Annotated in this window: 12 protein-coding genes; 3 read left to right on the top strand and 9 right to left on the bottom strand. The window is 59.0% G+C overall.

The window, feature by feature from the left end:
- Window positions 1–43: 43 nt before the first annotated feature.
- Genes ACZZ0Q_RS19295 through ACZZ0Q_RS19275 form a run of 5 tightly spaced genes read right to left on the bottom strand, consistent with a single transcriptional unit; the run spans window position 44 to window position 6709 of the window.
- Complete coding sequence (locus ACZZ0Q_RS19295; protein ID WP_463541140.1) at window positions 44–4690, bottom strand: VWA domain-containing protein; 4647 nt, start codon at window positions 4688–4690, stop codon at window positions 44–46.
- A gap of 18 nt (window positions 4691–4708) precedes the next feature.
- Window positions 4709–5158 (bottom strand): PilX N-terminal domain-containing pilus assembly protein, encoded by a 450-nt coding sequence (locus ACZZ0Q_RS19290; protein ID WP_463541141.1) that lies wholly within the window; start codon window positions 5156–5158, stop codon window positions 4709–4711.
- Complete coding sequence (locus ACZZ0Q_RS19285; RefSeq protein WP_463541142.1) at window positions 5158–5784, bottom strand: PilW family protein; 627 nt, start codon at window positions 5782–5784, stop codon at window positions 5158–5160. The genes ACZZ0Q_RS19290 and ACZZ0Q_RS19285 overlap by 1 nt, the downstream gene beginning before the upstream one ends.
- The gene (gene pilV, locus ACZZ0Q_RS19280; RefSeq protein ID WP_463541143.1) at window positions 5781–6245 is read right to left on the bottom strand and encodes a type IV pilus modification protein PilV; all 465 of its coding nucleotides are present in this window, start codon (window positions 6243–6245) and stop codon (window positions 5781–5783) included. Before pilV ends, ACZZ0Q_RS19285 begins: the two co-directional genes overlap by 4 nt.
- Window positions 6242–6709 (bottom strand): GspH/FimT family pseudopilin, encoded by a 468-nt coding sequence (locus ACZZ0Q_RS19275; protein ID WP_463541144.1) that lies wholly within the window; start codon window positions 6707–6709, stop codon window positions 6242–6244. The genes pilV and ACZZ0Q_RS19275 overlap by 4 nt, the downstream gene beginning before the upstream one ends.
- A gap of 289 nt (window positions 6710–6998) precedes the next feature.
- Between ACZZ0Q_RS19275 and thiO the strand changes: the two genes are divergently transcribed.
- Complete coding sequence (thiO, locus tag ACZZ0Q_RS19270) at window positions 6999–8102, top strand: glycine oxidase ThiO (protein ID WP_463541145.1); 1104 nt, start codon at window positions 6999–7001, stop codon at window positions 8100–8102.
- Here the strand turns inward: thiO and ACZZ0Q_RS19265 are convergent, their stop codons facing one another.
- From ACZZ0Q_RS19265 to ACZZ0Q_RS19250, 4 genes are all read right to left on the bottom strand, one after another.
- Window positions 8103–9443: a sigma-54-dependent transcriptional regulator gene (locus ACZZ0Q_RS19265; protein ID WP_463541146.1), complete on the bottom strand. Its 1341-nt coding sequence runs from the start codon at window positions 9441–9443 to the stop codon at window positions 8103–8105. It lies immediately after the preceding gene.
- A gap of 2 nt (window positions 9444–9445) precedes the next feature.
- Window positions 9446–11038, bottom strand: coding sequence for a sensor histidine kinase (locus ACZZ0Q_RS19260; RefSeq protein ID WP_463541147.1), 1593 nt, complete (start codon window positions 11036–11038; stop codon window positions 9446–9448).
- Complete coding sequence (locus tag ACZZ0Q_RS19255; protein WP_463541148.1) at window positions 11028–11255, bottom strand: PP0621 family protein; 228 nt, start codon at window positions 11253–11255, stop codon at window positions 11028–11030. The genes ACZZ0Q_RS19260 and ACZZ0Q_RS19255 overlap by 11 nt, the downstream gene beginning before the upstream one ends.
- A gap of 154 nt (window positions 11256–11409) precedes the next feature.
- Window positions 11410–12429, bottom strand: coding sequence for an outer membrane protein assembly factor BamD (locus ACZZ0Q_RS19250; protein WP_122492941.1), 1020 nt, complete (start codon window positions 12427–12429; stop codon window positions 11410–11412).
- A 176-nt stretch (window positions 12430–12605) separates the two neighbouring features.
- Here ACZZ0Q_RS19250 and rluD point away from each other — a divergent pair, with 176 nt between their 5' ends.
- Together rluD and pgeF are read left to right on the top strand one after the other, a co-directional pair.
- Window positions 12606–13550, top strand: a complete 945-nt coding sequence (gene rluD, locus ACZZ0Q_RS19245; RefSeq protein WP_463541149.1) for a 23S rRNA pseudouridine(1911/1915/1917) synthase RluD — start codon at window positions 12606–12608, stop codon at window positions 13548–13550.
- Window positions 13540–14295 carry a peptidoglycan editing factor PgeF gene (pgeF, locus tag ACZZ0Q_RS19240; RefSeq protein ID WP_463560849.1) on the top strand — a complete coding sequence of 252 codons (756 nt, stop codon included), beginning with the start codon at window positions 13540–13542 and terminating at the stop codon, window positions 14293–14295. The genes rluD and pgeF overlap by 11 nt, the downstream gene beginning before the upstream one ends.
- Window positions 14296–14319: the final 24 nt, after the last annotated feature.

The raw sequence follows: 14319 nt of genomic DNA, 5'->3' as shown, positions 1-14319 counted from the left end.
AGCAGACGGGCCGCTTGGCCCGTCTGCTTGTAGTCAATAAACGCTAGTCCAGATCAGACTGGTCAATCCAGTATGTTTTACCCAGCGGAGGCGTCTCGGTCAGGACCGGAGGCACGGCTGGGTCCGGCAGTACCCAGCAGTTGTTGCCGCTGCAGAACAATTGCGGGTCACCCGAAATCCCACCGCTGTTGCTGCTTTGCGATCGATCCGCCGGTTTGCCGACACCGTTGATGGGGACCGAGGCTGGCGTCGCATCCATCAGTCGCGCCGAGTACGAACGGTTTACACCTACTGCTGCGCTACAGGCCGCGCTGGCCGTAGTCGGTTCATAGGTGTTGAAGTACACGACGCCGCCGCTTGTAAGCGCCCGCGACAATACTTTCTCGCCGGTGTTGGTCAGGGTGATGTACCACCCTCCCGTTGTACGTGCAAATGCTGTCGCCGCTGCGGTTTTTTGCGCGTCGCTGCCGCCTTGTACAAGGTTGGCCGTCGCATCGTACAAACTGTTTTCTGTGAGGGTAGCCTCACTCGTGGTCTTAAACAGTGTGGCCGTACGGAACGAGTAAAAACGGTCCTGGATGTACTCGTTAAGTGGATGGCCACGGTAGCCGCTGCCAATACTCACAGCGAGGGAACGACTGCCATTGACGTTAAGCAGCGACACGTCCGGTTCGTTGTAAAAGCGTCGGGCCGACGCTGTTGTAGTTCCACCAACGCTGGCGAACACGCCGTCCTGGCTAGTGCCTGCCGGGGTAACTAAGGTCGCACCAGCTGCCGCGCCGTTATTGATGTAGAACCGCCATACCTGCCCACCCATGTCCCCAACGAAAAACTGATCGGCGAGCCTATCGGCATCGGCCACCAGGACCCCATTAGTGTTCTGCTGAAGGTCAATTACTCGCACGCCGCTAGGGATGCTGTATTTCATCTTCGGCAGCGACTGGGTAAAGCCGCTGACGGCCTTGCCCGCTGACCATATGAGCGCACCTGTTTTAGCGTTGACGATATAGACGGAGTTACCCATGGAGTCGTCGGAGTACACGCTGGTGGAACTGTTCAGGGCATCTTGGTTGGTGTCGTAGCCGCCGCCGAAGATCAGCACGTCAGTATTGGTCGTTCCGATCTTTATTTTCGTTCTGACTGGCGTCGACCACGTCTGGCCCAAGTTTTCAAAGCCTGTCGTGGTTCCACCGAGGATCTGCCAGAGAATTTTCGGGTTGTCACGGTCGGTAATATCCAGTGCGTAGATGTTTCGGCCGCCGCGTCCCATGGTGGCATAGGCGTAAACGAACTCGTCAGTATTCAAGCCTGTGGTGGCGCCGGTAGCAGGATCACCATAAATCACGCCGTTGCCGTTGACGTCGTTAACCCAAAGCGTAACGGTGTTATCCATGCCGTACAGACGTGGCTTAACGGAGCTGGATTTTGCGTTGTCGCGCAGTTGCTTGATGTTCGGCAGCAGTTCCTGGGGCATATAGGCGAACTGTTCGACTCCGGTATCAGTGTCAAAACCGTGTATGTACCCTTCGTTGCTACCCATCACAGCGGTGAGGTCGGGCGCGGTACAGGTGCTTCCGCTGTACGCGGTGCAGCCGTAAGTGACTAGCCGAGGAGAGGAGTGAATTGGGTCACCCAAGGCAAAGCGGCTGGCTGTGCCGGTGGCATCGGGGCCGCCACGAATGTAGCTAATCAGGTTGACCCGCGCCGTGTTGTCCATACTCGAATCACCCAGCTTCGCCTTGGTGATATTGGCGTTGGTCGACTTCAACACCTCCAGGGCCGTTGCGGATCCGGCAGGGTTGGCGCCGGTGAAGGTATAGAGTTTACGGTCGTCCGGATTCGGTAGTTTCACCGCGGCACCGCCTTTGGTGATGTCCGCACCATCTTGTGTGCTGTTCCAGAAACTACGCGCTGTCGATTTGAAAAAACCGGTATTGGCATCAATGGCAGCGGCATCATCCGCGTCAACGATTGTTGCCACCGTGCCCTCAGTTTTCAGGCGGTAGCGTTTCAAGTTCCCCGCCCAGCGGTCGAATTCCGACGGCTTAAACAACGCGAAGTAAAGTTGATCGAGGTTGTCCGCGCGGTTGAAACTGTTCACTGGTGCGCTGGTGTTCACGAAGGTTGTGTTGGTAGCCAGAGCCGCCTGCACGATATCGTCAAAGGCTTTCGTAAGGTCGCTGGCGTTCTCAGCTTGGTACGCTTTGCCACCGCCTAACTCTGCCAGTTTGTTCAGCAGATTGGTCGCTTGCACGTTGCCGCTGGTGTTGAAGCCAATCGTGCTGGTTTGAATGGTGTTGGTGCCGTCGTATTGGGCCATGTCAGATTTGTTCATCCAACCAACCAGAGTGCGGGCGCATCTTTCGCTGTCGTTCGTGCTGTCGACGGTGCAGTTCGTAGGGCTTCCTGTAAGAGTATTCACCCCGGCCTTCGCTTCATTGGTAGTGCCGTTAGCCTCACCGTCAGTGAGGAATACCAGATAGTTTGCCTGGCACGAGCTCGTGATTGGGCTTGGATCTGCGCCCACATGTTTGCTTGGCGTCTGCACAAAATATTTTGCCGCATCCCACAGCGTAGGGACGATTGGGGTGCCCCCATTCGCTACCAGAGCTTGCACGATGCCATCGGTGTATTCGCGCACGGTGTAACCTTTTTTGCCGAGTCCACCGTCGGCAAGCTTGATACGCAACTGCATACCGGACTCAGGGCTTACTTCACGAGTTCTTGCCGCAAACGCAGTACCGCTGCTTGTTGGTTTCAGCAGCACGGACAACGCGTTGCCATCCGCCCAGTCGGCGCGTGCAAAAACAGCTTGCAGCTGCGTGGCTAAGCCGGGGTCAGCGCAGGTCAGAGGAACCCCCGCAGCGGTTGGGCTGAAGCTGCAAGTCGTCGCGGTGCCTACTGCGCGGGCGCTCAGGTTGTTGTTCGTAGCGGCGTAAGCCAACGAGTTGCCCACGTTTTCAAAATAAACATTAGCGGTACCGGCCGTAGTGTTGTTCGGGGTAACGATCAACTGAGCGTCGAGAACGGTAGCGTTCTTAACCACGGGCACGTTGATGTAGCGGCTGCCAAGGACCAGGTTTGTAAAGGCATTGGAAGTTGCGGTTAGGTTCGGGCTCTTGCCTACCGCAGATTGGGCGGCATCGTCTTTAGGGTCGTAAACCGCCATCTTGATAACTGGGTTCAGACAGCCTGTGTCGCCGCCCGTAAAATTCACGTTCAGCACGGGTTGTAAGTCTTGTCCGGCATCTACGCTGAACGCGGTGCGGCTGCCGCTGCCGGCTGTTGGCGTTACAAAAAACGCCATTGAGTTGTTGCCGCACCAGTCGGAGTTATTGTCGATGACGCTTTGCACCAAACCCGTAACGATCGGACCTTCCACATACACTTGCGGCGCTTGAGTGCGCCATTCCGAAGGCGTCCAGGTGGCTGTATTCGACGTCTTGGTTCGTGCCGTGAAGTTTTCGCTTGCTGTGAATACGGGAGCGTTGCCGACGTTTTGCGCCGATACCGTATAGGTAACCGGGCGATCATCAGAAGCGGCTGGCACGAAATCAATACGTGCAGATGTGATGGTTGCGCCCTTGGGGATGGCCACGTTCTGGAAGCGAATGCCGGTGGTGCGAGTTACGTCTTCACTGTTAGTCCAAGTCACGACGAGGCGCGGAGCATTAGCTGCACCTGTGCCGATGTAGTAAGGGTAATCGGTGGCGGTTGTGCCGCGAACTCGCATCGCAATATCTGCAATCGGGTTTAACGCCGGCGCGACAGCCTTAAGGTTAGTGAACGCAGTGGTGACGTCCAACACAACTTCCCCGCCTACTAGCGCGGCACCGGCAACGGAGGTCTGCAGATTGCTTACTCCAAAGTTGTGGTCGGTAAAGGTGGTATCGCTGTTGAAAGCGGCCGCTGTTTTGGTGTTCTCGATTTTTACCGAGAAGGCTGGCTGCGCCGTTGCGTTAGCCGGCGTGAGATACAACTTGGCGCTAGTGATAGTCGAGCTGGCAGGAATGTTGAGTGCGCGGAACAGCATTACGCCATCGTTACCGCTGGCAGCGCTCGTCGCGTTAATTTGAGTTTTCGCACCGGTGCACACGCTAGCGGCATCGACGATTTTTGCCGAGCAGACATAGTCTGAACCGTTGGATGTCATCACATAGTAGGAGGCGTTATCGGTGTCGTAGGTCGAGGCGGTGCCCAGCGAGCGAGTGATGGTATTGATCACGGCGCCAGCGGCGTCGGCATTTTTTACGTAACCCATGATCAGGTTTGGATCGCTGATGGTGGTGCTGGCGGTGGTCACAGGAACAGTGGTGCCGGTTCTGTACGTGGCGTCATCTCCACTAACCAGCATTTCCGGTGAAGCCAGTTTGAAGTTCATCGGCTGGTTGATGTCTTGCACAGGAGATAGCAGGCGCGGGGTCGTGTTCATCGACATCACACCGACGTTGATGTTGCCTGCGCCAGAAATAATGGTTTTGAACGCAGCCTTTAACTGGGTCATTCGGGCGCCGCTCATAGAACCCGAGTTATCCATCACAAACAGCACGTTTGGCTGAATGCCTGTGGCAACAGCTGAGCCGCCGAAGAAGATCTCAGTGTCATCAGCGAAACTGACGCTGGCTTGCAGCACCAACGTCGAGGCGACTGCCGAGACAAGGAGACTGCGTAGATTGAACCTAGTGTTCATGGAATTTCTCCTTGCCTCTTAATAGCGAACCAGATGGCCCTGGAAGTGACGGGCCCGCGCTGGGTTGGTGGCGTCCGCGCAGGCGGTATCCACGCAGGCTTTCGCATTGCTCTGAATGTCAAAACAGGCGTACTGGAACGTATCGCCAGAGGCGTTAAGCGAGTAAGCCGGAATCACTGTGGCGCAGTTGCTGGGAAGCGCGGCGGTGGCAGTAGCAAGCACCGTCGTAGTCAAATTCTTGTTCACCGTAATAGTGGCGATACGAGGGTTGGCCGTGTAATCGGCTACCCAAGCCTGAATCGCACTTTCGGATGACTGGAATGCAATGTTCTGCTGCTGACTGTTGGCGGACATACGCGCTTGCAGTGTTGATTGGCGGGCGGCAGTAATGGCAATGATGGTCAGCAACAGCAGCATGATCAGGCTGACCAACAACGCCATTCCGGACTGCTTGGCTCGGGAATTCATCACAGGCGGTTCCTGAGTTCGTAGGTGTTGGAGTAAGTGCGGGTAATCTTGTTTAGCGTGTCGGTGATATCTAACGTGACTCGCACCGAGTGGGCATCAGCCAGTTGCGCAGGGGTGACGGCAGAGCTTTCAATCCACTTGGTATTGGCTCCCGATAGCACGCCAAAGCTGATCCCTGTAATCAATGCATTGTCCAAAATGGCCGTCCCGTTCATGCACAGGCTCGTGCCATTGCTGCACTGGTCATACACCACGGTCTTCAAATACAGCGCAGTACCGTCACATGCCTTATTGGCGGAAAAAAGAGTGCCCGTGTTTTCCAAGGTAGCGAACCGGAACGTCACGCTTTTCTCTGCAGCAACAATGGCTTGGGTGGGAAACGTCACACTGCCAACCACCGTTGTGTTGGCCGATGAGCTGCAGCCCTGGTAACCGGCCCGGCGGGCGTCGTCTCCGATAAGTTCGAGAGCTACGCGCCCGCTTTCTTGTACGCGAGCGATGGCGCTACTGGTGCGATCGGTTTGACTGGTGTTGCCGAACATTTGTGTGACGCCAAGAATCAACAAGCAGCTGATCAATACCGCAATCATCAATTCGATTAGAGAAAGGCCGTACTGCTTGTTCATAGGTTGACCCTTACGACAAAGCTGGAAGTCGAGGTGCTGCGCTGTAGGGCCGAGGAGTCTTCCCAAGAAATGGTGATCACGTACTCGTTATTGTTGCTGCGAGTAACGACCTGCGTTGAGCCAGGGATGCTCAATTTGCGGGTTGTGATCCATTGACGTTGATCCAATTGCGCTTGTTGCGCCGGACTACAGCCGCTGCTCGGGCAACTGGGATCTGCAGGTGGGTCGGTAACCGTGACTGCCATCGTATAGTCGTCGGTAGTGATCGCTCGGTTCTTGTTGGCGCGCATGCGTTCAATGAGGTCGTAAGCCAGCACACTGGCTTGACTGCGCAGGTAGGCGCTTTGGTTGGACTGCATGCTGGTCATCATCAGGCTGGACATGCCGAGCAGACCGATCGCCAGTACCACCAGGGCGACCAGCACCTCCACCAGGGTAAAGCCTCTATTACGCTTGCTCATGAACAGGTGCTCCCCGCGCACGCTTGGCCGATGGCGTTGACTTTGATTGAGCGAGAAGAGCCGCTACGAGAGTCGCTGACTGAAATGGTGGCAGCGGTGGTAGTGCCGTTACCGGCGTACTGGATTTCATTGCGCGAGGCAGTGACGGTCACGCCAGTATTGTTTGAGGGCACCACTTTAAGGACGGTGGTAGCGCGCAATATCAACAGCCCGGCGCTCCAGTCTGTGCTGTTGCCACAAGCGGTATTGTCTGCATTCGACACGCAGACCTTGATCACCGTGCGTTGAGTGACCGCTTCGCTACGCGCAATCTGCAATGCGCCCATGATGTTATTCGAGGTGCTGGTGAGCCGATTGTCCGCAATAAGAGTACGAAAGCCGGGTACGCCGAACGCGGTGATCATGGCGATTATGCCAATGACCACCATCAGCTCGACGAGCGTGAAACCTTTGGACGAGACCATATTTGGAATTCCTTTATGCACGGATGGAATCTAACCTAAGAAAATTCCTACAGCGTCCTGCGAAGGATGAGCGAGCAGATTGCGCGACGAGTTGCGTATGCCCCGCCGCCAGTGGTTCGGTGAGTGTCGATTGGTTGGCATTTTGCGAGAAGCACGACCAGTTCAGTGCGTACTTATTAAGTCCAGCGAGGTTAATGGCTTCGGGTAAAGGAGGCCGAAATGGAGCGCGCGGTCAGCTTTTTTGCTAACCTCCGGCGGCTATATTTTCGGGCGCTGATTGGAGGCGAGGGTGAATACCAAGGTGTTGGTCGTGGGCGGCGGAGCAATCGGTTTGATGTCTGCCTTCAATCTAGCAAAGCAAGGCCAACCCGTGGTTTTACTTGACCGCACCACCGCCGGCACCGAGTCTTCCTGGGCAGGCGGCGGCATCGTTTCCCCTCTTTATCCCTGGCGCTACACCTCAGCCGTCACCGCACTCGCCCATTGGTCTCAGGATTTCTATCCCGGTCTGGGCAAACAGTTGCTTGAGCAAACCGGCATCGACCCGGAAGTCTTCGTGACCGGCCTGTACTGGCTGGATCTTGATGACGAAGCCGCAGCCTTGTCGTGGGCGCAGGCCCAACACCGACCGCTGGCTGCGGTGCCCATGAGCGCGGTGTATGACGCAGTCCCGGTTCTGGGTTCAGGCTACGAGCGCGCCGTCCACATGAGTGGCGTTGCCAACGTCAGGAATCCTCGCCTGGTCAAAGCGCTGCGCGCCGCGCTGATGCAGATGCCCAACGTCACGCTGCGTGAGCAAACGTCGGTTACGGGGTTTATTCGCGAGGGCGACAAGGTTGTTGGCGTGCACACCGCCGAAGGCGAAATCCGCGCTGAACGCGTGGTTCTTGCGGCTGGCGCCTGGAGTGGCGAATTGCTCGCCACGCTGGGGCTCGACTTGCCCGTGGTGCCGGTGAAAGGCCAAATGATTCTGTTCAAATGCGCCGCCGACTTTTTGCCGAGCATGGTATTGGCGAAAGGTCGTTATGCGATCCCGCGCAAGGACGGCCACATTCTGGTCGGCAGCACGCTGGAGCATTGCGGGTTCGACAAGACGCCTACCGATGAGGCACTCGCCAGCTTGAAAGCGTCGGCCTTCGAATTGCTGCCGGCCTTGGCAGATGCCGAGGTGGTTGGGCATTGGGCGGGGTTGCGGCCGGGGTCGCCGGAGGGCGTTCCGTTTATTGGGCCGGTGCCGGGGTTCGAGGGGTTGTGGTTGAACTGCGGCCATTACCGTAACGGGCTGGTGCTGGCGCCGGCGTCCTGTCAGTTGCTGACGGACTTGATGCTGGGCAACCCGCCGATCATCGACCCCACGCCTTACGCACCGCAGGGTCGACTCGGGGCGCTCTGATCAATCGATGCCGAGCTTTTTCAGGCGGTAGCGCAGGGAGCGGAAGGTCAGCCCCAGACGCTGGGCCGCGGCGGTGCGGTTCCAGCGGGTTTCTTCGAGCGCTTGCATGATCAGGTTGCGTTCGATGTTTTCGAGGTAGTCCTCAATATTGTCGATTTGCGCCAGGCTCGCCTCGCCGTTTTCGCCCGAGCCACTGGCGTCGGCCAAGCGCAGGTCACTGGCTTGAATGCGGTCGTCTTCGCACAGGGTGTACGCGCGTTCGAGCATGTTTTCCAGTTCGCGCACGTTGCCGGGGAAACGGTAGTTTTTCAGCTTTTCCAGGGCGTCGGGGTCGAGGCTGGCGGCGGCTAGGCCTGTGCCCTCGGCCAGGCGCTTGAGCATCACGTCGCACAGTTGCGCGATGTCTTCGCGGCGCTCGCGCAGGGCCGGCACCCGCAGCTCGATCACGTTCAGGCGGTAGTACAAATCCTGGCGGAAACGACCGGCGGCCACTTCGGCGGCGAGGTCTTTGTGGGTGGCGCTGAGAATGCGCACGTCCACCACCACTTCTTGCTGGCCGCCGACGGTGCGGACGGCTTTTTCCTGAATAGCGCGCAGCAGTTTCACCTGCATGGCCAGCGGCAGGTCGGCCACTTCGTCGAGAAACAGGGTGCCGCCGTTGGCCGCTTGGAACAGACCTTGTTTGTCTTCGATGGCGCCGGTGAAGCTGCCTTTTTTATGGCCGAAGAATTCGCTTTCCATCAGCTCGGACGGAATCGCGCCGCAGTTCACGGGCACGAAGGGCAATTCGGTGCGCGGGCCTTGTTCGTGAATCAGGCGCGCGACGAGTTCCTTACCGCTGCCTGATTCGCCGCTGATGTAAACCGGCGCCTGGCTGCGCGCCAGCTTGAAGATTTGTTTGCGCAGCGCGCGCATGGGCGGCGAGTCGCCGAGCAGGCGGTTGTCGACGGTCACTTCCTCGCCGTCGTTGCTGCGAATGCGCAGAGCCGTGGCAACCAGTTCACGCAAGCGGCCAAGGTCGACGGGTTTGGTCAGAAAGTCGAAGGCGCCGGCTTTCAGGGCGTTGATCGCCGTGTCGAGGCTGCCGTAAGCGGTGATCATCGCCACCGGCACTTGCGGGTGACGCTGGAGAATGTGCTGCACCAGTTCCAGCCCCGTGCCGTCAGGCAGGCGCATGTCGGTGAGGCACAGGTCGAACGGCTCGCGGGCTAGCCATTCGCGGGCTTCTTTGACGTTGCGCGCGCTGCGCGTGTCCAGTTTCATGCGGCCGAGGGTAATTTCCAGCAGCTCGCGGATATCGGGCTCGTCGTCGACGATCAGGGCTTTTTGCCGGGCGGTCATGGTCAGCTCAATTTGCGCGGGTGGGCGAAGGTTATGCGGAAGCAGCCACCGCCGACATCGCGGGTTTTGTAATCCAGACGGGCCTGGTTGCTTTCACAGAGTTCGCGGGAAATGTACAGGCCGAGGCCCGTGCCTTTGTTTTCAGTAGTGTAGAAGGGCTCGAAAATATTCTGCCGGTGTTCGGCTGGCACGCCGGCACCGTCGTCCAATACTTCGAGAATCGGCAGGTCGCTGTCGGGATCGCGGAACAGCTTCAGCCAGACCTGGCCTTGCTTGTTTTTGATCGCGCTGTGGCGCAAGCCGTTTTCTACCAGATTCGTCAGCACTTGAGTGAGCTGGTTGGGGTCCATGCGCGTCTGGATGGTGCTGCCGGCGGTTTCCAGATGCAGCAGTTGGCTTTCGCTGGTGGTGGTGCGGAACTCGCTGGCGAAGCGGTGCAGCCAGTATTTGAGGTCGAGCAACTGCGGCTCGGCCTGGCGACGGCGTGACAGCTGCAGCACGTTTTCGATGACCAGGTTCATGCGCCGCGAGTGGTCCTGAATGATCTGCGCCAGGCGCAGGTCTGGACCATCGAGGTCTTCGGATTCTTGCAGCAGTTGCGCCGCATGGCTGATGGCGCCCAGCGGGTTACGAATTTCATGGGCAATGCCGGCGGTGAGGCGGCCAAGGGAGGCGAGCTTGAGTTGCTGTGCCTGTTGGGCGATTTGAGAGATGTCGTCGAGGAACACCAGCGTGTCTTGTTTCTCGCCGCGCTGCAGGGTGACGAAGCTGGGCTGCAGCACGGGGCCGTCGTTCACTGCTTGCATGCTTGAGGGGCGAAGCGTGGGGTTGCGCTGCCAGTGCTGAAGGCGCTTAACCAATTCGGGACTGTGCGGGTCGAGGATTTTTCCGGCCAGCTCGTCGCGGCCAAGCAGGCTCAGCGCGCCCTGGTTTGCCAAGAGCACGCGGTGCTGACCGTCGAGCACCAGAATGCCGGTGCGCATGCGCTGCAGAATCAGGGCGTTGAGGGCTTCGAGGTTAGCAACGTCGGCTGCGCGCTTTTCTGCCAGGGTTTCGCTGACTTGCAGGCGGCGGGTTACGCCTTGCACAAACCATGCAGCGGCGAAGCACAGCGCGCCGAGTGCGCCGGCTTGCACGTATTGGGCCGACGCGGCCGGATTACTCAGGCTCAGGTAGAAGGTCAGGTAGATCAGACCTATGGCGGCCACGGCGGCGATTAGCAGGCCGATGCGACCGCGCAGCAGAATATTGGCAATCGCTACCGCAACGATCAGCAAGTTGCCGATACCGCTGGGTGTGCCGCCCGCCGCGTAGAACAGGCCGGACAGCAGGATCACATCGACCATGCTGAGGCTGAACACTTGCGCCAGGTGCTGCGGACGGCGCACCACCACGGCAATGAAGGCGTTGAGGATGAGGTACAGCCAACTGCCATATTTAAATAGCGCGTCGTTGGCCATTTGCAGCAGCTGGCTATCCAGCTCGCTGGATATCAGCACCACGAGCATCACGCCGATTACGACGCGGTACAGGTGGTAGATCTTGAGAATTCGCTGCCCTTGCAGGCTGCTGAGCGTCAGGGCTTCACCGGTCACTGCGGGTAGCGCCCTGCTCGAGGTGAACCTGGCTGCAGAACCACTGCGAGCCTTGGTTGACGGCACTCACGCGAGGCGTGTGCACGCCGCAATGGGCGCAGCGCACCATCGGCGCGGCTTCTTCAATGCCCGGTTTGGCCGGGGCAGGGCGCGTTGCACGACGCCACAGCCAGTACACGGCACAGATCAAACCGATCCAGATTAACAAGCGTCCCATAGTCGACTCTTCATTTCGTGAGGCTGGCAGTTTAGCCAAGGTGATGGCGCCCGGACAGCGGCCAAATGATTAGCTGTGCGTTGATTCCGCCAGCAATAACTCCGCGCAATAAAAAAGGAGGCCGAAGCCTCCTCTTTATTTACCCGTTACGTATTCAGTCGAACACGCCAAAGGTCATGTAGCTGAACCAAGAACGGTCGGTGTTGTTGCCTTCCGCTTCATGTTCTTCCTCGGCTTCGCTGTTTTCGTCTTCAGGCGGCAGCAAGTCTTCCGGAATTTCCTGCTCGGCATCCTGGTACTGCTTGATCACATCCTGGCTGGCGCGGGTTTCGCCCGGTGGCAGCGGCGCGTCGCTTTCGATCAGGCCCAGGGTGGCTTTGCTCAGCCAGCTGCGGTTGTCGGCTTCGTCTTCCTGGGGCACGAACTTGCCGTCGACCAGGCTTGGGTGGTCGGGGTAGTTCAGCTTCAGGGTTTGCAGGCTGGTGTCAGCCAGGTCGTTCAGGGCCAGGCGCTGGTAGGCCTCGGTCATGATCGCCAGGCCATCGCCGACGGCTGGGGTTTCCTGGAAGTTTTCAACTACATAACGACCGCGGTTGGCGGCGGCTACGTAAGCCTGGCGCGTTAGGTAGTAGTGGCCCACGTGTACTTCATAGGCCGCCAGCAGGTTGCGCAGGTAAATCATGCGCTGCTTGGCGTCGGGGGCGTAACGGCTGTTGGGGAAGCGGCTGGTCAGCTGGGCGAACTCGTTAAAGGAGTCGCGCGCGGCGCCTGGGTCGCGCTTGGTCATGTCCAGCGGCAGGAAGCGCGCCAGCAGGCCCACGTCCTGGTCGAACGAGGCCAGGCCTTTCAAGTAATAGGCGTAGTCAACGTTCGGGTGTTGGGGGTGCAGGCGGATAAAACGTTCCGCGGCGGACTTGGCAGCTTCCGGCTCAACGTTTTTGTAGTTGGCGTAAATCAGTTCCAACTGCGCCTGTTCGGCATAGCGGCCAAACGGATAACGGGACTCCAATGCCTTCAGCTTTGTGACGGCGCTGGTGTAGCTCTTGTTGTCCAGATCGGTCTGTGCCTGCTGGTACAGCTCGGACTCACTCAGGTTTTCGTCTACAACTTCATTAGAAGAACAAGCAACGTTGAGAGCGAGGATGGCGATCAGCAGCAGGTGTTTCACTTGCATGGCGGCTTGCGTCCCTGTGACGGCTGGCTGTCTTGAGCAGAGCCGTCCTGTTATGATGAGCGCCCCGGTTACCCCGGGACAAAGACGCCGTATTTAACCACAAGCGCGTAGCCGAAACCAAAGCCTACGCCGCGCCGTTACCGAGCATTCCTCCAATTAATAAGTTAGCCATCCAGATGCGCGCCGAGGTTCCGTCCGAATTGGGCGGCCAGCGCCTCGACCAAGTCGCCGCTCAACTCTTCAGTGAACACTCGCGTTCGCGCCTTACCGCCTGGATCAAAGAAGGTCTGTTGACGGTGGACGGCGAGGTGGTGCGCCCCCGTGACATCGTGCATGGCGCCAGCGTGCTGGAGCTCAACGCCGAGCAGGAAGCACAAGGCGAATGGGTGGCCGAAGACATCGAGTTGGACATCGTCTACGAAGATGACGACATCCTGGTCATCAACAAGCCGGCGGGTCTGGTTGTGCACCCGGCGGTGGGCCACCAAAGCGGCACCTTGCTCAATGCGCTGCTGCATCACGTGCCCGACATTATTAATGTGCCGCGCGCCGGGATCGTCCATCGTCTGGACAAAGACACCACCGGTTTAATGGTCGTGGCCAAAAATATTCAGGCGCAGACGCAACTCGTCGACCAGCTGCAAAAACGTTCGGTCAGCCGCATTTATGAATGCATCGTCATTGGCGTGATTACCGCCGGTGGCAAGATTGACGCGCCGATCGGTCGCCACGGTCAGCAACGTCAGCGCATGGCTGTAATGGAAGGCGGCAAACAAGCCATCAGCCATTACCGCGTGCTGGAGCGCTTCCGCTCGCACACCCACGCGCGGGTCAAGCTCGAAACCGGCCGCACCCACCAAATTCGTGTACACATGGCGCACATCAACTTCCCGTTGGTGGGCGACCCGGCATACGGCGGCCGCTTCCGCATTCCGCCAGCCGCCAACCCGACCATGTTGCTCGCGTTGAAAGAATTCCCGCGCCAAGCGCTGCACGCGCGCTTTCTTGAGCTGACGCACCCGGTGACGGGCCAGCGCATGAAGTGGGAGTCGCCACTGCCGGAAGACTTCGTCTGGCTGCTGTCGCTGCTGCGCCAGGACCGCGAAGCCTTTGTCGGCTGAGCACGTGTCGGTCGAACAAGCGTCCCTCTGGCTAACGCCGGATTGGCCTGCGCCAGCGCAGGTCAAAGCCTGCGTTACCACCCGCGCCGGCGGTGTCAGCCAAGCCCCGTTCGATGGCTTCAATCTCGGTGACCATGTCGGTGATGACGCTAGCGCCGTCGCCGCCAACCGCCATTCCCTCATCACTCAGCTGCACTGCCAGCCCGCCTGGCTGAAACAAGTGCACGGCGTTGCCGTCGCCGCTGCCGACCCCACACTTGTTGCCGAAGCCGATGCCAGCTGGACCGCCACGCCCGGCATCGCCTGCACGGTGATGACCGCCGACTGCTTGCCCGCGCTGTTTTGCGACCGCGCCGGCACGCGCGTGGCGGCAGCACACGCAGGCTGGCGCGGGCTGGTCAACGGCGTGCTGGAAGCCACGCTTGACTCACTCGCCGTACCGCCAAGCGAAGTGCTGGTCTGGCTGGGGCCGGCCATTGGCCCGCAAGCCTTTGAAGTGGGCGCCGAGGTACGCGAGGCGTTCATGGCCGTTCAACCACAGGCCGAGCAAGCGTTCATCCCTAGCGCCAATGCTGGAAAATACCTCGCCGACATTTATCAGCTTGCCCGCCTGCGCCTGGCCGCTCGCGGCGTAACGGCCGTTTACGGTGGCGGCTTATGCACCGTCAGCGACCCCCGTTTTTTCTCCTACCGCCGCGCCGCCCGCACCGGCCGTTTCGCCTCTCTGGTATGGCTCGCTCCCTGAGTTGAACCCGGCGCCGCCTCGTTC

The organism is Pseudomonas sp. AC070, assembly GCF_979258635.1.
This window is presented reverse-complemented; position numbering and strand designations above follow the sequence as displayed.

Bases quoted from the DNA above. Each gene is read 5' to 3' on its own strand.
- ACZZ0Q_RS19295 (WP_463541140.1), bottom strand. From the start codon at position 4,690: ATGAACACTAGGTTCAATCTACGCAGTCTCCTTGTCTCGGCAGTCGCC.
- ACZZ0Q_RS19290 (WP_463541141.1), bottom strand. From the start codon at position 5,158: ATGAATTCCCGAGCCAAGCAGTCCGGAATGGCGTTGTTGGTCAGCCTG.
- ACZZ0Q_RS19285 (WP_463541142.1), bottom strand. From the start codon at position 5,784: ATGAACAAGCAGTACGGCCTTTCTCTAATCGAATTGATGATTGCGGTA.
- pilV (WP_463541143.1), bottom strand. From the start codon at position 6,245: ATGAGCAAGCGTAATAGAGGCTTTACCCTGGTGGAGGTGCTGGTCGCC.
- ACZZ0Q_RS19275 (WP_463541144.1), bottom strand. From the start codon at position 6,709: ATGGTCTCGTCCAAAGGTTTCACGCTCGTCGAGCTGATGGTGGTCATT.
- ACZZ0Q_RS19265 (WP_463541146.1), bottom strand. From the start codon at position 9,443: ATGACCGCCCGGCAAAAAGCCCTGATCGTCGACGACGAGCCCGATATC.
- ACZZ0Q_RS19255 (WP_463541148.1), bottom strand. From the start codon at position 11,255: ATGGGACGCTTGTTAATCTGGATCGGTTTGATCTGTGCCGTGTACTGG.
- ACZZ0Q_RS19250 (WP_122492941.1), bottom strand. From the start codon at position 12,429: ATGCAAGTGAAACACCTGCTGCTGATCGCCATCCTCGCTCTCAACGTT.
- rluD (WP_463541149.1), top strand. From the start codon at position 12,606: ATGCGCGCCGAGGTTCCGTCCGAATTGGGCGGCCAGCGCCTCGACCAA.